The sequence below is a fragment of the uncultured Helicobacter sp. genome (assembly GCF_937893305.1).
GTDB lineage: Bacteria > Campylobacterota > Campylobacteria > Campylobacterales > Helicobacteraceae > Helicobacter_D.
Map to the genome: position 1 here is coordinate 44668 of NZ_CALBGN010000001.1, position 18930 is coordinate 63597.

18 protein-coding genes are annotated in these 18930 nt (G+C 35.1%); 6 read left to right on the plus strand and 12 right to left on the minus strand.

All coding sequences use genetic code 11. The features are described 5' to 3' along the window. The first annotated feature begins 1 nt into the window (after position 1). On the plus strand, positions 2 to 1270 hold the full coding sequence (murD, locus tag Q0358_RS00175; RefSeq protein ID WP_299545763.1) for a UDP-N-acetylmuramoyl-L-alanine--D-glutamate ligase: 1269 nt from the start codon (positions 2 to 4) through the stop codon (positions 1268 to 1270). Here murD and Q0358_RS00180 read toward each other — a convergent pair. From Q0358_RS00180 to Q0358_RS00195, 4 genes are all read right to left on the minus strand, one after another. Continuing rightward, positions 1256 to 3130 carry a primosomal protein N' gene (locus tag Q0358_RS00180; RefSeq protein WP_299545765.1) on the minus strand — a complete coding sequence of 625 codons (1875 nt, stop codon included), beginning with the start codon at positions 3128 to 3130 and terminating at the stop codon, positions 1256 to 1258. The two genes, murD and Q0358_RS00180, sit on opposite strands and share 15 nt — an antisense overlap. Positions 3131 to 3132: 2 nt before the next feature. Beyond that, a complete protein-coding gene (locus Q0358_RS00185) occupies positions 3133 to 3363 on the minus strand; it encodes a hypothetical protein (RefSeq protein ID WP_299545767.1) in 231 nt (76 codons plus the stop codon). A 4-nt stretch (positions 3364 to 3367) separates the two neighbouring features. After that, positions 3368 to 3601: a hypothetical protein gene (locus Q0358_RS00190; protein WP_299545769.1), complete on the minus strand. Its 234-nt coding sequence runs from the start codon at positions 3599 to 3601 to the stop codon at positions 3368 to 3370. A 75-nt stretch (positions 3602 to 3676) separates the two neighbouring features. Beyond that, positions 3677 to 4990, minus strand: coding sequence for an aminotransferase class V-fold PLP-dependent enzyme (locus Q0358_RS00195; RefSeq protein WP_299545771.1), 1314 nt, complete (start codon positions 4988 to 4990; stop codon positions 3677 to 3679). Between the two features lie 113 nt (positions 4991 to 5103). On the opposite strand from Q0358_RS00195, the gene Q0358_RS00200 reads away from it, so the two are divergent. Then, positions 5104 to 6288 (plus strand): cation:proton antiporter, encoded by a 1185-nt coding sequence (locus tag Q0358_RS00200; protein ID WP_299545773.1) that lies wholly within the window; start codon positions 5104 to 5106, stop codon positions 6286 to 6288. Here Q0358_RS00200 and Q0358_RS00205 read toward each other — a convergent pair. From Q0358_RS00205 to bamD, 8 genes are all read right to left on the minus strand, one after another. Beyond that, complete coding sequence (locus Q0358_RS00205; RefSeq protein ID WP_299545775.1) at positions 6270 to 7082, minus strand: DNA-processing protein DprA; 813 nt, start codon at positions 7080 to 7082, stop codon at positions 6270 to 6272. The genes Q0358_RS00200 and Q0358_RS00205 overlap by 19 nt on opposite strands. A gap of 3 nt (positions 7083 to 7085) precedes the next feature. Next, entirely contained in the window at positions 7086 to 9215 is a 2130-nt protein-coding gene (locus Q0358_RS00210) for a hypothetical protein (protein ID WP_299545777.1), read from the minus strand. A 75-nt stretch (positions 9216 to 9290) separates the two neighbouring features. Beyond that, positions 9291 to 10343 (minus strand): divergent polysaccharide deacetylase family protein, encoded by a 1053-nt coding sequence (locus Q0358_RS00215; protein WP_299545779.1) that lies wholly within the window; start codon positions 10341 to 10343, stop codon positions 9291 to 9293. A 6-nt stretch (positions 10344 to 10349) separates the two neighbouring features. After that, positions 10350 to 10586, minus strand: coding sequence for a cell division topological specificity factor MinE (minE, locus tag Q0358_RS00220; protein WP_299545781.1), 237 nt, complete (start codon positions 10584 to 10586; stop codon positions 10350 to 10352). Further along, positions 10583 to 11383: a septum site-determining protein MinD gene (gene minD, locus Q0358_RS00225; protein WP_299545783.1), complete on the minus strand. Its 801-nt coding sequence runs from the start codon at positions 11381 to 11383 to the stop codon at positions 10583 to 10585. The genes minE and minD overlap by 4 nt, the downstream gene beginning before the upstream one ends. A gap of 73 nt (positions 11384 to 11456) precedes the next feature. Beyond that, entirely contained in the window at positions 11457 to 12047 is a 591-nt protein-coding gene (locus Q0358_RS00230) for a ribonuclease HII (RefSeq protein WP_299545785.1), read from the minus strand. A gap of 104 nt (positions 12048 to 12151) precedes the next feature. Further along, complete coding sequence (gene lon / locus Q0358_RS00235; RefSeq protein WP_299545787.1) at positions 12152 to 14614, minus strand: endopeptidase La; 2463 nt, start codon at positions 14612 to 14614, stop codon at positions 12152 to 12154. Positions 14615 to 14622: 8 nt separating this feature from the next. After that, positions 14623 to 15291: an outer membrane protein assembly factor BamD gene (bamD, locus tag Q0358_RS00240; protein ID WP_299545789.1), complete on the minus strand. Its 669-nt coding sequence runs from the start codon at positions 15289 to 15291 to the stop codon at positions 14623 to 14625. Positions 15292 to 15509: 218 nt separating this feature from the next. Between bamD and fliW the strand changes: the two genes are divergently transcribed. The 4 genes from fliW to Q0358_RS00260 are packed head-to-tail and all read left to right on the plus strand — an operon-like array spanning position 15510 to position 18915. Further along, on the plus strand, positions 15510 to 15944 hold the full coding sequence (gene fliW, locus Q0358_RS00245; RefSeq protein WP_299545791.1) for a flagellar assembly protein FliW: 435 nt from the start codon (positions 15510 to 15512) through the stop codon (positions 15942 to 15944). Continuing rightward, a complete protein-coding gene (locus Q0358_RS00250; RefSeq protein ID WP_299545793.1) occupies positions 15944 to 16684 on the plus strand; it encodes a pyrroline-5-carboxylate reductase in 741 nt (246 codons plus the stop codon). The genes fliW and Q0358_RS00250 overlap by 1 nt, the downstream gene beginning before the upstream one ends. A gap of 23 nt (positions 16685 to 16707) precedes the next feature. After that, positions 16708 to 17607 carry a tRNA (adenosine(37)-N6)-dimethylallyltransferase MiaA gene (miaA, locus tag Q0358_RS00255; RefSeq protein WP_299545796.1) on the plus strand — a complete coding sequence of 300 codons (900 nt, stop codon included), beginning with the start codon at positions 16708 to 16710 and terminating at the stop codon, positions 17605 to 17607. A 54-nt stretch (positions 17608 to 17661) separates the two neighbouring features. Beyond that, the gene (locus Q0358_RS00260) at positions 17662 to 18915 is read left to right on the plus strand and encodes a glycosyltransferase (protein ID WP_299545798.1); all 1254 of its coding nucleotides are present in this window, start codon (positions 17662 to 17664) and stop codon (positions 18913 to 18915) included. Positions 18916 to 18930 lie beyond the last annotated feature (15 nt).

The window sequence follows — 18930 nt, forward strand, 5'->3', positions numbered from 1 at the left end:
TATGCTGATACTTTTAGGATTTGGTGAGACAAATCGTGCTATTGCGGAATCTTATGCGCCACTTTTAGTTTTTGATGATTGTTTTAAGACGCTAAGTTATGATGAGTTTGGTAATGCACTCTATCCTAGTGCGTATTTATCAGAGATTTTATCTGTCCAGCTTGATGCAACAATCCTTGTAAGTCCCGGGATTCCACCAGATAATCTAATGGTGCAAACTGCAGACTCCTTTGTTAGAAAATATCCCAAAATGCGTCTTTTAAGTGAATATGACTTTTTTGCAAAAAATATGCCTGCTTCTGTGTGGATTAGTGGGACAAATGGTAAAACCACAACCACACAAATGCTTACACATTTGCTTCAGCACATTAGTGCGCAAAGTGGTGGCAACATCGGCACGCCTTTGGCAAAATTAGATTCCAACTCTCCACTTTGGGTGTTAGAAACAAGCTCTTTTACGCTCCATTATACAAATCTCGCAAAGCCTATTTTGTATCTTTTGCTTCCACTCTCACAAGATCATATTAGTTGGCACGGGAGCTATGAAGCATATATTAATGACAAACTAAAGCCTATTTTATCACTAAAAGAAAAAGAAATTGCGATTTTACCAAAGAGTGTGGAGGAGCATACTTTTTGCAAAGAATCTTTAGCGGAGCTTGTTTTTTATGAAAACTCTAGTGATTTAGCGCAAGTTTTTGGAATAGATTTAAAGAAGATTTTGTTTAAAGAACCTTTTTTGCTTGATGCAACTTTGGCTTTGTGTGCCGCAAAGATTTTAACCTTGCAGACAAATTATAATCTTTTAAATGCCTTTAAAATTGGAGCGCATAAAATAGAAGAATTTTATGATGAAATTGGGAATCTTTGGGTTGATGATAGCAAGGGCACAAATCTTGATGCCACAATGGAAGCGTTAAAATGTTATGCGGATAAAAAGATTTTTTTGATTTTAGGTGGAGATGACAAAGGAGCGGATTTAAGTCCTTTGTTTGATTTAATAAAAGCTCTGCAAGATCGCAATGGAATAGAGATTTTTACGATTGGGAGCAACACAGAAAAACTTTGCAATCTTGCAGTTGGAATTGTGGAATCTAAAGCGTGCTATACACTTGATGTTGCAGTAAGTAGCATAAAGAAGAAGTTGTTGGAATCCAAAAAGGATTCCACAAATGTTGTAGCAATGCTATCTCCTGCTGCGGCAAGTTTGGATCAATTTAGTTCCTATAAAGAAAGGGGAGAGAAGTTTAAAGCTCTAGTTAAATTCTAGTGGATCTATATCAATTTCACAGGAAAAATGACGCAAAGGGAAAAGAGCTTTGTGTAAGTCCTTAGTGCTTTTGGAGCGAAGCATTATTACATATCTCCATTTCTCAAAAATACGCTCAATAGGTGCTTTGCCACTTCCTACAATTTCTATATCCAGCGCATTTTCTTGGATTGTTTGTTTTAGAATTTCTAAGGCTTCTTGCATAAGAGAGTTGGCTTTTATTTGATTTTTATGATTAAGATGAATAAGAGCTAAACGCACAAATGGTGGATATAAATTTCCACGTATTAGAAGTTCATCTTCTAAAAATATTTGATAATCTTGCAAATAGTTTTTGAAAAAGTCTGCATATTGTGTTTGGATTAAAACTTTGCCATTTTCTTTTCTTCCGCTTCTTCCAGAAATTTGAAACATTAAAGCTAATGCTTTTTCTCTTGCTCTATAATCACTCCCTTTTAAAAGATAATCCAAGCCTAAAATGATACTTAATGCAACATTATGATAATCGTGTCCTTTAGAGAGCATTTGCGTGCCAACAAGAATATCAATACTATGGTTATTAAAAGCATCAAGGGTTTGAGAAAGCTTTTTTTGAGTGGTGATAGAATCGCGATCAAAGCAGGCAATGCGACTTTTTGGTAAAGTTTCTTGCAAGGTTTTAGCAAACTCTTGCGTGCCTATGCGTAAGCTTTGCAATGTGCCTTTGCATTTTGGACAAACTTGTGGAATGGGACGCGTATAGTGGCAATAATGGCATTTTAGACTAGAATCTTTGGAGTGCAAACTTAAAGACACGCTACAATTTGGGCATTCAATGGATTCTTTGCAATCTATGCAAAGTAAATGCTTGAAATTTGCGCGTGTAGGCAAAAAGACAATGGCTTGTTTATGATTGCTTAAAGTTTCTTCTAATGCGATTTGTATTTCTGTGGGTTTTGGAGTTTTAGATTCCAACTTTTCGCAAAAATCATAATGTTTTTGTGTCTTAAAATGTGTGCCTTTTAAACGAAATAGACTTTGATGATTCTTTGCGCGTTGGTAGCTTGTAGCAAGTGGAGTTGCTGAACCTAAAACAATTTTAAGATTCTGTGTTTTTGCAAGATAGAGTGCAACATCGCGTGCGTGGTAGCGTGGAGTGGAGTTGGATTTATATGCATCATCGTGTTCTTCATCAATGATGATTAAATCTAAATGCACAAGTGGTAAAAATAAAGCTGAACGCGCTCCTGCTAGGATTCTAATTTTGCCTTTTTTTAAATCCTGCAAGATTTTGTTTTTTTTAGCCTTTGTAACTTTAGAATGCCAAAATGCGATACAATCTCCAAAAACAGCCCTTAGTCGTTTCTCCATTTGCGGAGTAAGAGAGATTTCTGGCATTAAAAAAAGTGCATTTTTTCCTTTTTTCAAACTTGCATTAAAGAGATGCATATAAATTTCTGTTTTGCCGCTACCTGTATCTCCAAAAAGCAAAGAATCTTGATGATTTGTAATAAAATTAAAAGCTTTAAGTTGTTCTTTGCTTAAGGGATTAAGCAAGAAGTCTAGGGGTTGCAAATTTAGATTTTGTGTGTCACTAAAGGGAGTAAAAAGACTAAATGCAAGAGAATGTGAAGCGCAATAATAGCTTGCGATAAATTCTGCAAGAGCGCATTGTGCTTTAGAAAAATATAGGTTTAAAGGAGTAGCTTCCTTGCATTGAAATTCAGGTTTTTTACACGTTTGAAATACAACGCCTTGAATGGGCTTAGAATGCAATATGACACTAACAAGCGCACCTTTTTCAAGGGGAGTTTTGCAAAAATAAGTCAGTAATGGGGAATTGCGCTTTAAAATGATGATGTGATAGAAAAATTCTTGCAAGTTTAGTGAGAAGTTTTTGCGTCTTGGAGTTTTTGTAGAGCGGTTGCAATGCTTGTTTCTAATGTGGTTTTAATTTCATAAGATTCTAAAAATACGCGCAAAAGATCACGTGGGTTTATAGAGTTTGAAGCATCTGTAATTGCCTTTAGTGCTTCAAGGGTGTCAGGGGAGATTTCTTGTGTGGGAATATCAAAAAAACGCCCTGCAATGCTCACGCGAAACACATTATCCATACAATTAGCGTCCTAGTGCATTTTGAATTTTGTTTAACACGCCTTCTAATTCACGCTCTTTTGCGCTAATTTCATCATAAAGGGAGCTAATTTCAGAGTTTTTTGCTTCATTTTCTGCTTTTAAAAGCACGATTTGTTGGCGCAAAGATTGATTTTCATCGCGTTGTTTTTGTAGCTCTTCTACAAGAGATTCAACGCTTTCTAGGAGTTTATTTGCAGTTGTCTTAGCTTCTTCCATAGCAATTCCTTGGTTTAAATAAGTGAAGTATTTTAGCATTATTTCTTTAATTTTTAGGGATTTTGTTAAAAAAATTTAAGAAAGCAAGGCTTTTAGTGTGGTGATTAAATATGTAAGTTCTTCTTGCGTGTGTGTGTAGTGTAGATTTAGCCGAATCCAGCCGGGTTTTTGGCTAAAAGTTGTATCATCTTTTAAGCCTAATAAATCGTGTCCATAAGGTCCTGCACAAGAGCAACCAGCACGCACTAAGATTCCATATTCTTTAGATAATTTTTCAGCGCATTTAAAGGGTTCAATTCCTGCAAGATTAAAGGCAAAAATCCCTAAGACATTATGTGCTAAGTTTCCATAATGTGTAATGCGTGGTTCATTTTCTAAAAACTCTCTAAATTCTTGCAGATAAGATTCTTTTGCTTGTTTGATCCAATCTAGCCCTATTTCTTGGCGCAAGGAGAAACCTAAGTATGCACGTAAAAAGGCTAAAATTCCGGGAGTTCCAGCTTCTTCTCTTACTTCATCAACACTAAAGTATTTTGCGCTCGTGCGCGAAACATAGCCCACAACGCCCCCTCCGCAAAAAGTTGGAGGGAGTGTTTTGTCAATTAAGGCGCGATTAATGATTAAGATTCCACTGCTTCCAATTCCTCCAAAGAGTTTGTGGGGAGAGAGAAAAATTGCATCATAAAATTGTGGAGAGATATGCAAATAAGAAGCACTGCTAGCGCAATCAAAACAAATGATTCCACCATAGCTTCGCACTAAATTTGAGATTTGTTGATAGGGGATAATAATCCCGCTAACATTTGAGCCTAAAGCAAAAGAAGCGATAATTTTGCGTCCTTTGTTGGAATCTAAAATGTGCTTTAGGGCTTCAAGGTTAAAAAGCCCTTTTGTATCTAGTGGGACACGCACCACTTCACACAAACCTTCTCTGAAACTTAATTCATTGCTATGATGTTCATAAGGTCCAACAATCACCAAAGGGAGCTTGGATTTATCCAAATCAACAAGATTTAAAAGTGCGCGTGTTTTTGGTGGGATATAAATACCAAGAAGTTCTTGAAATTTTTTAATTGCTGCTGTTGAGCCAAAACCGCAAGCAATTAATGCAAAGTTGGAATCTAATTGAAAAAAGTCTTTTAAATGTTCTCTTGCGCCTTCATAAAGTGTGCTGATAAATTCTGCATTTGCATTGCTTTGTGAGTGTGTGTTAGCATAAAAGGGCAGAATAGAGTTGATGCGTTCTTCTACACATTTTGCAGCAAGTCCGCTAGCAGTCCAGTCAAAATAATGGAATCCTTTTTGTAGAAGACAAGATTCTCTCAAGATAGCGCGTTTGGATTCCATATCTTTAGGTAATGCGTGAAAAAGAGGTGCAAAAAAGTCCATAATTTTTCCAAAATTTCGTTTAAAAAGTGGAGCATTTTACCACATTTTTTAAGATTGCACTCTAAGTAATGTTATACTTATGCTTTTAATTTTATGGCTTTTTGGGATTGTAAGTGGAAAACATCATCACCTTTGGAATTGTTGCGATTTTAATTGTTATTGCTCCTTTTTTAAGCTTTCTTACGCGTTTGCCATTAGTTGCTGTGGAGATTGTGCTTGGAGCATTAGCCTTTCATTTTGGATTGTTTTCGCATTCGCCATCTTTGGAATTTATCGCACATATTGGATTTTTGTTTTTAATGTTTTTATGTGGTTTAGAGGTGGATTTAAAGACTTTTACAAAGCTTGGCAAGGGCTTTTTGCAATCTGCATTTTTATATTTTTTAGTATTGTATGGGGTAGCGTTTTTTTATGTGCTAAATACGGATTTATCAGAATTTTACATTGCTGCATTACCTGTTATGAGTCTTGGAATGATTATGGCGATGCTAAAAGAATATCCTAAAAACACGCCTTGGTTACAGCTTGCATTAAATGTTGGAATCTTAGGAGAATTAATCAGTATTGTGGCACTTGTGGTGTTAAATGGTGCATATTCGCATGGGCTTACTTGGGAGTTATATAAAACACTGCTTGTGTTGTTTTTGTTCTTAAGTGTGATTATTGGAGTTTTTAAGATTGCTGATGTGCTGTTTTGGTGGTATCCAGCATTTAAGTTTTTTTTAATCCCTAAGGAATCTAGCAAAAACCAAGATATTCGTTTTAGTGCGATGTTATTTTTTATTTTAATTGGGATCACACAAATTCTGGGGCTAGAAAGTGTGCTTGGAGCGTTTTTGGCTGGAATGATTTTAGCAACATATTTTCATCATCAAAAAGGCTTGGCTGAAAAATTAAATGAGTTTGGATTTGGCTTTTTTATTCCGTTGTTTTTTATTTATGTTGGTTCTACGCTAGATTTAGATTTGATGATGAAAAATTTACATTTATTTTCTTTGACTTTAAGTTTGATTGCAATTATGGTATCTTTGCGTTTGATTGCGGCATTTGTGGCGTATCGTAAATTTTTCAAAAGTTATGTAAAAACTGCTCTTTTTGCCTTTAGTCATTCGATGCCTTTAACTTTTTTGGTTGCCACTGCGCAACTTGGAATGCAATTTGGCGCAATTGGCACAGAAGAGTATTATGCATTGATTTTAGCAGCATTAATGGAGGGGATTTTCTTAACAATTGGTATTAAAATGCTTTATAGTTATTGGATAAAGAAAAACGCTAATAATCAAGTGGTATCACCCTGAGGGTTAGCTGCTTCTATACGCCCATTTTTGCGGTGGATTTTTCCTTCTAATTCGTATTCAAATAAAACTTCTCCAAAACGCAAAAGAGCTTCTTCAAATAGAGGATTGCCCTTGCAAAACTCTAAAATTTCATCATTACAATCTATGTTTGTGTTTGACGCAATGTTGGCATCCAAAAGATTTGCGCAAACTTCATCAACAAAAGCATCTATGTCCCAAATCACCTTTGCTTGATTGTTTTTGGCTAGATTTTGTGTGCCAAGACTCTGTCCTAAATGATGAGGTGGGACAAAAATGGGTTTATTGAGACTTAGAGCATATTGTGCGCTTTGCATTGAGCCGCTATGCAAGTCTGCTTGCGGGATTATCACGTATTTTCCTAAGCTAACCACGCTTTTGTTGCGTTCTAAAAAAGAATAGCGACGCGGAGTGTAAGTTGGTGCAAATTGACTAAGAATTAAGCCTTGCTTATAAATTTTAGAAATAATGGGCGCATTACTTTTTGGATAAATATAATCTAGAGAGCTAGGAGAAATCATAATGGTATTTGGCAGGGAGTTTGTGTGAGCGATAATGTCTGTGCCAAGCGCACCCCCACTAACAATTACGATTCCATTTTTACTGAGTTTTTGTGCAATGATTTTAGTGAAGTTTTGCGCATAAAGATTTGGATTTCGCGTGCCGATGATTGTAATTTTTGGCGCGTTTAGAAGTTCTAAATTTCCGCAATAATAAAGTGTTTGAATCTCTTTTAAATGGGCAAGTTCTTTAGGGATTTGCGCAAGAGATTTCAAAATCTACTCTTCTTTTTGCACAATATAAATCACAATGGAATCTACAAAACCATAACGGCGATAACCATCACCCTCTCCATCACCCTCAAATTGGTCTAAAATTGCTTTTGCTTCGTGATTTTGGAGAAGTTTTATGAGTTCAAAACTTTTACCATAGCGTTCAAAATAGCGTTTGATTGTAATAACCCAATTCACTTCAATATTATGCAGATTTTTTTCAATTTGTTTTAAATATGCAATTTTTAGTAAAGAGCCGATTTTATCTACCCAATAATTAATTTCTAAATATTCTCCAAAAAGCACCATTGCGTGTTTTGCATTTCCACTATAAGCATAGGGTTTAGCTTCTTCATAATGGCGCAAGAAGTCTTTTGTAAAATCTTTAAACTGCTGCATTGCGCGCAAACTTTCAATCTCATCAATTAAAGAATACACTTTTTTAATATCTTTTGTTTCAATAGCATTTAGCAAGCTTTCTTTTTGCTGCATTAGCACAATACGCTCATTTGCAGTGCGCTTAAGTGTTGGAAAAACAAGTAATGTTTCAGCGATTTTTTTTGCTTCTTCATAGTGAAAGTTTTTTTCTAATTCAATAAGATTTGCAAGCATTCGCTCACCTACTAGTAAGACTTTTTTATATAAATCTGTATCGCGTAAAAAAGAGAATTGAAAGGTTAGACTAAAATATTCTTTGAAATTTTGTTTTTTAATAAGTGCCTCTGCTTTTTCAAACACATCGCAATTGCGCAAAAGTTGGATAATCAACTCTTTTTTGGGTGTGTTATTGAAGGGGGCTAGTGTTTGTTCTGCTAGGCGTTTATTAACATTTGCATTTTCAATTAAAAGTTTTTTGGCATTAAAAAATGCTTTATTCCAAATGTTTTCTAGTTTTTCATAGGCTTGAGTTTTAACTAGAAATTTCGTTGTTTGGAGCATTTCATAAGCTTTTGTATAATCTTTTTTAGCAATAAGATCTAAAAATGTCTTCACACCATCTTTTTGTGCGAGATAAAAGTCAAATTCATTTTTTTTAGAAGGATTTACCACAAAGGGTGCAGTTAGCTCAACAGCTTCTTCAATGCAATCTTGATTAAGCAGATCAATTGCTTGATGTAAAATCTCTGGCCACACTTCATCAAAGACTTTTGTTAAGGGGTGAATGCTTAAAAAAACATTGTTATTAATTGCTTCTCTAGCACTTTTATAATCCTTTCTATCAAGACTTTCTTTTAGCTCATCTTTGCCCTCATTATAATCAATTATCAATAATGCGCCATCAATAGAGCCAATAAACAAGTGATTGTGTGAAAAAGCTAATGAAGCAATCCCTGCGTGTTCATCTTTAATCTCCATAGCCTTTGTGTTGTCTTTTAGTGCAATAACATAAAGTGTATCAGAACGCGTGCCAACAAGGGCATAATTCTCTTCAGAATCTATTGCAACGCTTGTAGGCCAAAAGGCAAAAGGATATTCTTGAGAGATGATTTTGCCATCTTTTAGACTAAAAATAATAGAGGTATTATTGCGGCACACAAGAAATAGTTTTTCATCATCATCAAAAAAAGCAGAATCTTCTACCACATCACTTGTAACAAAGTTAAAAGCAATTTTATGGCGGAGCATATCAAACACAAGGGTAAATTTGTCAAATCCGCTAATTGCCACAAACTCTCCACTTTTAGAAAAACGGATTGTAGAGATATAATCAGAGCGTGCAAGCAAGGAAGTAATAGGCAAAAAACTACGTCCTTCATAAAAAAACACCCGTCCATCTTGTCCGCCTGTGGCAAAAAAGCGTCCATCGTGAGAAAATGCAGAAGATTCTATATCGCCATCGTGATCATCTAAAGTGGCAATAGGCTTAGGTTTTGAGCCATCAAATTCTATGATAAAAGCCTTTTTTTCTCCAAAGATAGGAATACAAAAATATGCCAATGGAGAGATTCCAAAAGCGTGGGAGTAGCGATGTGGGGATTCCACATTTTTGGTAACTTGAATACTTTTAGAAATTTTTAAAGAAGAGTTGATTTCTACGATGTGAAAGGTGTTATCCACGCACAATGTGGCTTCTTTGGATTCCACAATGCTTAAAACGCTACCTTGTAGTTGTTGTGTGGATTTTGGAGTTGTCATACACGATTTTCCTTGTCGCAATTTTCTAAAAGCTTAAAAGCTTAATTTTAGCATATTTTCTTTAAATAAAAGACTTTATGGAGTAATGATTTCATTGATATACACAAGCTCTATACCGCTATTTTCTAAATAATCTACAGCATTTTTTAGGGCTAAAAGTGTGGCTTTGTGTGGGTGTCCAATAGCAATCGCATAGCCTTTTTGTTTAGCAATTTGCACGGCTTGTATGAGCTGTTGTGTGATGCTTGGAATCTCTAAATCATTATCTAAAAAAACATCGCGTTGTAGCGGTTTTTGTTGGCAGGGATTAAAAGCGATATAAGGAGTATTTGCATAAGCAGCAGTGGTTTTGGTTGCAGCAATAGTTCTTGAGTCTATGAAGTTGATGCGGTGGGCGTTTAGTGTTTCTAAAAGTAGTGTCATTGCTTCTAGGTTTTGTGTGAATTTACTACCTGTGTGATTATTGATGTAGCTTAGATTTGGAAAATCTTGCTTGATTTTTTTGATATAGGATTCTATGGTTTCTTTGGAGTCATTAACAAAGAGCCATTTATGTTCTTTTTGATAGAAATTTAAAGCTTCAAGTGGGAGATGAATCATATAGATTGGGGCGATTTTAGCGATTTCTGGCGTATCTTTATTGACTTTGCTTTTAGGAAACAAGGAAGGCGTGAGTTTAAAAGGGATTTGTGTTAGAGCTTGATATTGTGCTAGATTACTTATATCATCAATAATAATAGCAAGTTGAGGTTTGTGGCGCACGCAAAGGTTGGAATCCAATTTTGGGTTTTGTGATGGCAGTTTTTGTATTTGTGGCTTTTGTTCTTGTTGGGTGTTTTCTTGCGGTATGTTATTTTGTAATGCGTTATTTTGCGTTGATTCTTGTGGTGGATTGGGGATTGTGGAATCTTTTTTAATGTGTTCTAAATGTTCTTTTAAAAAGTCAATGTTTTTTTGAATAAGTTCTGCGTTGTATGTTGTAAGTGTGGCGTTATTTTCTGATATTTTCTGGGCATTATCCTGTGGAGTTTTTGTAAGGTTTTGTTTATGAGTTGGGATAAAGTTAAAGGTTAAAAGTATTAGCAATAACGCAATAATACCTATTGTAAGAGGTTTAACTTTATCCATAAGAAGTTATTTTTCTAGTAAAATCTCAACTTCAAGGGTATTGAAATTTTGATTAGAATCGGTTTTAATGTCTATTTTTTGAGCTTTTGTGTATTTTTTAATGACTTCTAAGATTTCTTGTTTCATTGCGTCCATATAAGGCACATTAATTGCGCGTTCATGAGCCAAAATTAGTGTCAAGCGATCTTTTGCTTCTTGTGCTGATTTTTTTTTGTTTTTAAAGAGATTATCTAAGAGATTCATTGAAACAACCTTCCAAAAAAGCCTTTTTTAGCTTTTAATTCCAAAAATGGCACATCTTCACCTAAGATGCGTTTTGCAATGTTTTGATAGGCTTTAGAAGCTAGAGAATCTCCATAAATTACTGGTTCTCCCGTGTTTGTAGAAGAGATGATTTTCTCATCTTCTGGAACGATTCCAATCAAAGGTAGAGCTAAAATATTTAGCACATCTTCAACACCTAGCATTTCGCCTTTTTCCACCATTTCAGGTTTTAGACGATTAATAATGATGTGTTTTTGGACTTCTTCGCCATTTTTTGCTTTTTGACTCTTTGCATCAATAATCCCAATGACTCTATCTGCATCACGCACGCTTGAAACTTCGGGTGTGGAGATGATTAATGCTTTATCCGCTAAGAAAATAGAATGTTCAAAACCTCCTTCAATTCCTGCTGGAGAGTCCAAAAGAACAAGTTCAAATTCTTCTTTTAGTTTATGAATTAGTCCTGCAACTTTGTCTTTATCTAAGACATTTTTATCCTTGCTTTGACTTGCGGGTAAAAAATAAAGATTTTTTGTTTTTTTATCATTAATTAAAGCTTGAGAGAGATTACACTCCCCCTCCATTACATTGACAATATCATAAACAATACGATTTTCTAAGCCTAAAATCATATCAAGATTACGCAAACCAATGTCAAAATCCACTGCTACAACTTTCTTGCCAAGTTTAGCTAAGCCAACTGCTAGATTTGCGGTAGTTGTTGATTTTCCAACACCACCTTTACCTGAAGTAATTGTAATCACGCTTCCACTCAAAATGCACACCTTGTTGTGAAATTAAATTTGAGATTATAGCGTTTGCTTCGTTAAAAAAAATTTATAAATGCTTCTATTCCAAAGACTTTATGCGATAGCTTTTGCGATGCACTTGGGATAAGCCGTGTGTTTTGATTGCTTGTATATGGGCTTTTGTGCCATAGCCCTTATTGTGTGCAAAGTCATAATGGGGATAAAGATCGTGTAGCTCTAGCATTTCTGCATCTTTTGCACTTTTTGCTAAAATACTTGCAGCACTGATTGTGTGGAGTTTAGAATCACCTTTAATGAGTGTTTTTAAATGTGGAATCTGAAAATTACAATTTCCATCAAAAACATAAAAAGGCGCGTAAAGTGTATTTAAAATTTCTTGCAAGGCTTCTTTGAGACAGACACTTAAACCTTTTGTGTCAATCCTTTTTGCGTCTTTTTTGATAATTTTAAAGGTTACATAATCTTTTAGGGAGTTTGCTAGGGTGTCGCGTGTTTTTTGGCTTAAAGTTTTGGAATCTTTTAGAGAGTTTTTTAGAAGTTCTGGGAGTTTATCCAAAATCACCCCACATACAAAAAGCGATCCTGCCACACAGCCCCTGCCTGCTTCATCAATGCCACAAAATTGCGCATTTGAAGGGATATTTAAAGACCTTAAAATTTCAGATTCCATAATTTTCCTTAGCGTGAATTTACTTTGGATTCCAACTTTTGTGTTTTGATATGAAATCTATCATTAAAATTCAAGAGTAAAAATAGAGCTAAAAGCTCTCAACCTTATTTTAAAATCACGGCTAAAACTTCTTTAAATTCACTCACTGGGCGTATTTTTAGTCCATCTTTAACTTCTTGTGGGATCTCATCTAAATCACGCTCAAAGTTTTTCTTAGGGATTAGCACTTCTTGCATACCTGATTTGTAAGCGGCAATAAGTTTTTCTTGCAAGCCACCAATAGGCAAAACTTTACCTCTTAGAGTTAGCTCGCCCGTCATTGCAACATCTCCGCGCGCTTTTTTGTTTGTAAGCAGTGAAGCTAACGCACTTGCAATAGCAATCCCAGCACTTGGTCCATCTTTTGGTGTAGCACCTTCTGGGACATGTAAATGAATATCAAAGCGGTTATAAATTTCGCTTGCACTTGGTTTTAATTTCTCTTCTTTTTCTTTTGGGGTAAGTGGGATGAGTTTTGGATCAATCTTTAGTGTGCCATTATCAATCAACGATTTTACATAAGAATACGCAATCTTTGCGCTTTCTTTCATTACATCACCCAAATTTCCTGTGATTTGTAAGCTACCTTTACCTTTAATTTTCAGTGCTTCAATCTTTAGCACATCGCCACCTACGCTTGTCCAAGCAAGTCCATTGATAAGTCCAATTTCTGCATTTTTGCTTGCATTTTCAAACTCAAAAACGATTTTATCTAGATAGTTTGGTAGTGTTTTTGGAGTGATGAGAATCTTTTTTTGTGTTTTGGATTCCGTATTTTCTTCTGTGTTTTGTAGGATTTGCTTGCTAACTTTGCGTAAAATTTCTGCAATCTTGCGCCTTAAATTTCTAACCCCAGCTTCTCTTGTGTATTTTTCAATAAGCATTTTAATTGCTGGGAGATTGAAGCTTACTTCATTGCCTTGTAAGCCGTGTTTTTTCAACTCTTGCGGAATTAAATATTTTCTAGCAATTTGCTCTTTTTGATTAGGCGTGTAGCTATTAATATTAATAAACTCCATTCTATCGCGCAAAGGCGCAGGGATTGCACTAATATCATTTGCGGTAGCGACAAAAATCACTTGACTTAAATCCAAATTGAAATTTGTATAATAATCTCTAAATTCTTTGTTTTGTTCAGGATCTAAAATTTCTAAAAGCACAGAAGATGGGTCTCCGCGAAAAGAATTTCGGATTTTATCAATTTCATCTAGCACAATAACAGGATTCATTTCTTTTGCATCAACAAGTCCTTGCACGATTCTTCCGGGCATTGCTCCAATATAAGTGCGACGATGTCCGCGTAGCTCACTTACATCTTCTAATCCTCCTAATGCAATTCTTACTAATTTGCGTTTTAAGGCTATGGCAATAGAGTTTGCAAGGCTTGTTTTTCCAACTCCGGGAGGTCCATAAAAACACAAAATCGTCCCTTTAGCTTCTGTTAGATTTGATGAGTTTTTGGAATCTGTTTTGGATTCTTCTTGACGCATTTGAAGAAGTTTGCGCACTGCAAAATATTCTAAAATGCGTTCTTTTGGTTTTTCTAGGGCATAATGATCTTTATTGAGTTGTTTTTGCACTTCGTTAATTTCCAAATCTTTTTTTGCATAAGAACCAAAAGGTATTTCAAGCACAACTTCTAGGTAATTTTGCAAAAGATTTGCATCTGCGCTATCTTGATGCATTCTTGATAGTTTATTGATTTGTTTTTGAATTTCTTTGTAAGTATTTTTTGGCATAAAGGATTTTAGGGATTCCAATTTTTGACGATATTCTTCAAGTTCAGAATCTCTGTTAAAATCTCCACCAAGCTCTTTTTGGATTTGTTTTAGTTGTTCTTTTAAGAAATATTCTTTGTTTGTCTTTTCCATTTGAGAATTGACTTTGTTTTTGATTTCTTTTTGAATCTGTTGAGCGCGGATTTCCTCCATCGTAATTTCAATAAGGCTTAAAAGTCTTTCTTCTGGATTATCTTCTTTAAAAATCTTATAAGCTTGATCTTTTTTTAAGCGTATTGCGCTAGAGATCAAATCTGCTGCACGATTTGGGTCGCTTGTATCATTAATGCTTTTGAGTAAATCTTGTGGAAAATGTTGAGAAATATTATAAAGCGTGCGCAACTTTTCTTTTAATACTGCTAAAATTGCTTCAATACGCACAGCGTCATAGGGTTGAGAAAGAATAGGGGTAACACTTGCAATGCGTGGAGTTTTGGATTCTAATTGTAAAAGACTGCCACGACTTAAGCCTTGAAATAGAATCTTAACGCGTCCTTCAGGAAGTGCAACACGACGCATAATTGTCCCAATAACGCCTACATCATAAAAATCTAGCACATCATCATCGTTAGATTTTGAAGGAGCGATGAAAATGAGTTTGTCTTTACTCTCCATCGCAAGTTCAATGGATTTTAGATTTTCTTCATCACTAATAAATAAAGGAGCAATCATAAAAGGATAAAGAAGCATATCTTCATCAACAATAACAGGTATGCTCTTTGGAAATTCTCCATAACGCGCTAACTGCATAGATTCTCCTACCATTCAAAAAGCTTTTGATACCACGGCGATTCTACATCATCGCGCAAGACATCTTTTAGCCACTGAACTTCTTGTGTTTTCTCTCTGTAAAACTCTGCACCACTACCTTTTTTCTTGCGATCATAAAGGCGTGCAATTTCTTCATTAAGCGTTAGATTGGATAATTCTAAGCGCAAAAGCATTGAATCCACCATTGGACGATAGCGTGAGTAGGGATACTTTTGGGTAAAATCTTTGGCGTCTCCAATGGAATCTAAAAGTAATTGCTGATCACGAAATTGTTTAGAAAAGGCAAAATAATTTGCTTGGAGTTTTAAAAATTTGATAAAGTCAATGTTTTCTGGGCTTCCAAAGCGTTTGGTGAATTCATCAAAATAAAATCCCGCAAGCATATATTCTTCTTCTTGCATATGCGCACGCCCTAAAATCAACATTGCCTCACTTAGCAAAGGAGAGTTTAAATGCTCACTTTGTAAAGATACAAAATAGCTATCTGCTTTTTCTAAATCTCCATTGCGGATTTCTTTTAACATATTTTGATACCAATAATCTGCCGGTTTATTGACTTCATCAAGGGCTAACCCGCTGTTTGTCTTAGAAGAACAAGCACCAAAAAGCAGAGCAACACAAAGACTAAAAATGGAAATTTTAATTGTTTTAAACACTTTGAGATTCCTTTTATAATAGGGATTTATCAAGGCTAAAGTCAAATTTAGAGAATGAAATTAACGGACGTAATTATAGCGGATTTGTGGATAATTTTTCTAAAATTTAGATAAATAAAATTGATTTTTTGTTTTAATTGCGATAAAATCACACGCAAAACTTTGGCACAAATGCTACATATTGTCAAAATACATCAAAGGGCAAAAGGAATTAAGGAATGGAATTTGAAGTAAAATCGCCAATTTTAGGTTTTGAACAGATTAAGAAAATGAAGTTAGAAAAGGTTGCACAAGATGATGAAACTTTTATGCAGCTAAAAAGTCTGCACGATGATGGGATTTCTTTTACTTTGATTAATCCTTATAGTGTGCGCTCTGATTATGAATTTGAGATTCCGCTACCTATTAAAGAAGCGTTGGTTTTGAAGGATTCTACAAATGTGGCTGCGCAAAGTAATCAGGTTGTTACACTAAATATTGTTTGTATTCAAGAACCTATTCAAAACTCCACAATTAACTTCCTAGCTCCTATTTTGTTTAACTTTGAGAATCAAACGCTTGCACAAGTTGTGCTAGAAAATCAAAAATATGAAAATTTTGGGCTTGCGGAGCCGATTTCTAAGTTCTTTGACTTCATGCAACAATCCAAGTAATGAAAACCTTAATCCTTGTTGGTTATGGAAAAATGGCAAAAGCCCTAGCTTTGGGCTTAAAAGATACCTATAAAATCATAGTAACAGGTAGAGATGTTGTTAAAATTCAAAATTTTTGTGAAATTTTAGGATTAACCCCACTTGTTTTAAAAAAGTCTTTATTAGATATTACAGGTGCTGAAGTTTTACTTTGTGTTAAACCTTATGCGCTTGCTTCTTTTGAGTTTGAAGGTAAAGCAAAATGCGTGTATTCCATCTTAAATGCTGTGAGTTTAGAGCAATTAAAAGCTGCAATGCAATCGCAATTTTATATCCGTGCAATGCCAAATGTTTGCGCAAGTATAAAGAAATCTATAACAAGTCTTTGTGGTGATGTGGAATATAAACAAGAAGCTTTTAAGATTTTTGATAGTCTTGGAGAAAGCATTTGGCTAGAAGAGAAGCATTTTGCATTAGCTACGGCACTTGGCGGTTGCGCGCCTGCATTTTTGGCTCTTGTTGCAGAATCTCTTATTGATAGTGGAGTAACTTATGGACTAACTAGGGAGGACTCTACACAGATTGTGCAAACGCTTTTTAGCGGATTTTCTGATCTTTTGAAACAAAATCACCCCGTGCTTTTAAAAGAAAGCGTAATGAGTCCTGGAGGCTCTACTGCACAAGGTGTAGCTACACTAGAAAAACATGCAATTAAAAATGCTTTTTTAGAAGCAGTATTGGCTTCTAAAAATTTTGCTTAAATTTAGTGACTAAAGATTCTTTTTTGAAACAACCTTTTAAAACTCTTGCGATTTTAGGAGGGAGCGGAAGTGGAAAAACTGCACTTTCTTTAGAAATCGCTAAAGAGTTTTCTTGTGTGATTTTATCGCTTGATTCTTTGAGTGTTTATAAAGGAATTGATATTGCAAGTGCCAAACCAAGTTTAAAGGAACGCGGAGAAATCATACATTTTGGGATAGATGTGCTTTTTCCAAATCAAATGCAAAATGTGCAAAATTTCATTGCGGAGTTTAAAAAAGCACAAGAATTTTGTGCTAAAAAAAATCAACCTTTATTAATTGTTGGTGGGAGTAGTTTTTATCTAAAAACTTTGTTAAATGGAATCTCTTTTTTGCCAAAGCGACAATCCAAAACACAAGAAAAAATTCAAAACTTAGGGGATTTAAGTGCGCAATATGCGTTTTTGCAAAAAATAGATTCCAACTTTGCAAACTCCCTTAAATCTAATGATTCTTATCGCATTATGCGTGCATTAGAGATTTTTTTTGATACAGATTGTATCCCTAGTGTGTATTTTAAAGAAAATCCACCAAAACCTATTTTAAAGGATTGTGAGATTTTTGAGATTGTTTTAGAAAGAGAAATCTTAAGAAAAAGAATTGCACTCCGCACGAAACTAATGTTAGAACAAGGATTGATTGCTGAAGTAGAACGGCTAGTAGAATGTTATGGATTAGCACATCAATGGGCAAAAAGCATTGGAATTAAAGAAGTTTTAACTTATAAAATGGGTACATTTAATCTTCAAGAATTAGAAGCGCAAATTACAACGCACACTGCACAGCTTGCCAAACGGCAAAGAACTTTTAACAAAACGCAATTTCCACCACATTTTTATGGAGAGATTTTAGAAGTTAAAAAAGCAATCAAACATGCTCTTTAAGGCATTTATGATAAAAGTTTGTTACAATTAAAATCTTACAACTAAAGGAAAGTGATGGCAAGAAAGTTATTATGGGTTAGTCCCTTTAGTTTGCATGATACAAGCTCAGGAGCAGCAGTGCAATGTAAAGCAATGCTAGAGCAGCTGGCAAAAAAAGGGATTGTAATTAAAGCACTTGGGAGTTTTATTTTTGATTCTCCAAGAGGGGCAACTTATTTTTCAAAGCTAGAAGAAGAGTTAAAAAATCGTGGCACACAGCCTGTAGTAATTAATGATGAAGAAAGCGAAATTGAATATCATTACACTGTTTGCCAAAGTCGCTTAATGGAAAACTTCACCTATGCAGAATCGTGGAGCTTTTTTCAATACTTTAGTATGCTTTGTAATAGCTTTCGTCCTGATGTTGCAATGGGATATGGAGTAGGGACGAGTGGAATTGCAATTCACGCAGAATCCAAAAGAAGAGGAATACCATTTATTTATCCTATTTATAATGGAAATCACCCTTATTATACTTTTGATGATTGTGATTTGCTAATTACAGAATCTCAAGCCACAGCAGATTTATATGCGGCACGCGATAGACTTAATGTGCAAGCAGGAGGAATCTTTATTGACAAAGAAAAATTTGTAAGCAAGGAAAGAGAGCCAAAATATATCACAATGGTGAATCCTTGCCCTACAAAAGGTTTAAGCATTTTTGCAAAACTTGCACATATTGCACAAAAAGAACTGCCAGATGTAAAGTTTCTAGCAGTTGATGGGCGTGGAAGTTTTGCAGAATCCATAGGCACTTTACACTTGTCAGATAGCGAAAAAACCCCCTTTACTCCAAAAATGTTTGAAAATGTGGATATTGCCTCACACACAAGTAATATGAGGGAAATTTACAAGCTAACAAAAGTGCTTATTGCACCTTCTTTAGCTTATGAATCTTGGGGCAGAGTGGTGAGTGAAGCTGTGCTAAATGGGATTCCAGTAATTGTTAGTGCAAACAATGGTGGAGGATTGCAAGAGGCAATGGCAGGAATGGGGTTTGCAATAAATGCGCCTGAAGAGTGTTTAAAAGATCATCTAAGAATACCAACAGATAAAGAAATTAAAGAATGGTTAGATGCACTTAAAAAAGCTATAAAAAAAGACTTTTCAAAAGAGTTTAAAAAGGCGCAAGTTGCTTTGGATATGGAAACTAGCACGCAACGCATCTTAGAGATTTTAGAGCCGATTTTTGCAAAAAAAGCGAGCCAAAATCCACACATTATTCAAAAAGGAATCTTAAGAATGGAGTATAATGGGAGTTTTCGTTAAAATGGGATTTAAAAA

Bases quoted from the DNA above. Each gene is read 5' to 3' on its own strand.
- murD (WP_299545763.1), top strand. From the start codon at position 2: ATGCTGATACTTTTAGGATTTGGTGAGACAAATCGTGCTATTGCGGAA.
- Q0358_RS00185 (WP_299545767.1), bottom strand. From the start codon at position 3,363: ATGGATAATGTGTTTCGCGTGAGCATTGCAGGGCGTTTTTTTGATATT.
- Q0358_RS00190 (WP_299545769.1), bottom strand. From the start codon at position 3,601: ATGGAAGAAGCTAAGACAACTGCAAATAAACTCCTAGAAAGCGTTGAA.
- Q0358_RS00195 (WP_299545771.1), bottom strand. From the start codon at position 4,990: ATGGACTTTTTTGCACCTCTTTTTCACGCATTACCTAAAGATATGGAA.
- Q0358_RS00210 (WP_299545777.1), bottom strand. From the start codon at position 9,215: ATGACAACTCCAAAATCCACACAACAACTACAAGGTAGCGTTTTAAGC.
- Q0358_RS00215 (WP_299545779.1), bottom strand. From the start codon at position 10,343: ATGGATAAAGTTAAACCTCTTACAATAGGTATTATTGCGTTATTGCTA.
- minE (WP_299545781.1), bottom strand. From the start codon at position 10,586: ATGAATCTCTTAGATAATCTCTTTAAAAACAAAAAAAAATCAGCACAA.
- Q0358_RS00230 (WP_299545785.1), bottom strand. From the start codon at position 12,047: ATGGAATCTGAAATTTTAAGGTCTTTAAATATCCCTTCAAATGCGCAA.
- lon (WP_299545787.1), bottom strand. From the start codon at position 14,614: ATGCAGTTAGCGCGTTATGGAGAATTTCCAAAGAGCATACCTGTTATT.
- fliW (WP_299545791.1), top strand. From the start codon at position 15,510: ATGGAATTTGAAGTAAAATCGCCAATTTTAGGTTTTGAACAGATTAAG.
- Q0358_RS00250 (WP_299545793.1), top strand. From the start codon at position 15,944: ATGAAAACCTTAATCCTTGTTGGTTATGGAAAAATGGCAAAAGCCCTA.
- Q0358_RS00260 (WP_299545798.1), top strand. From the start codon at position 17,662: ATGGCAAGAAAGTTATTATGGGTTAGTCCCTTTAGTTTGCATGATACA.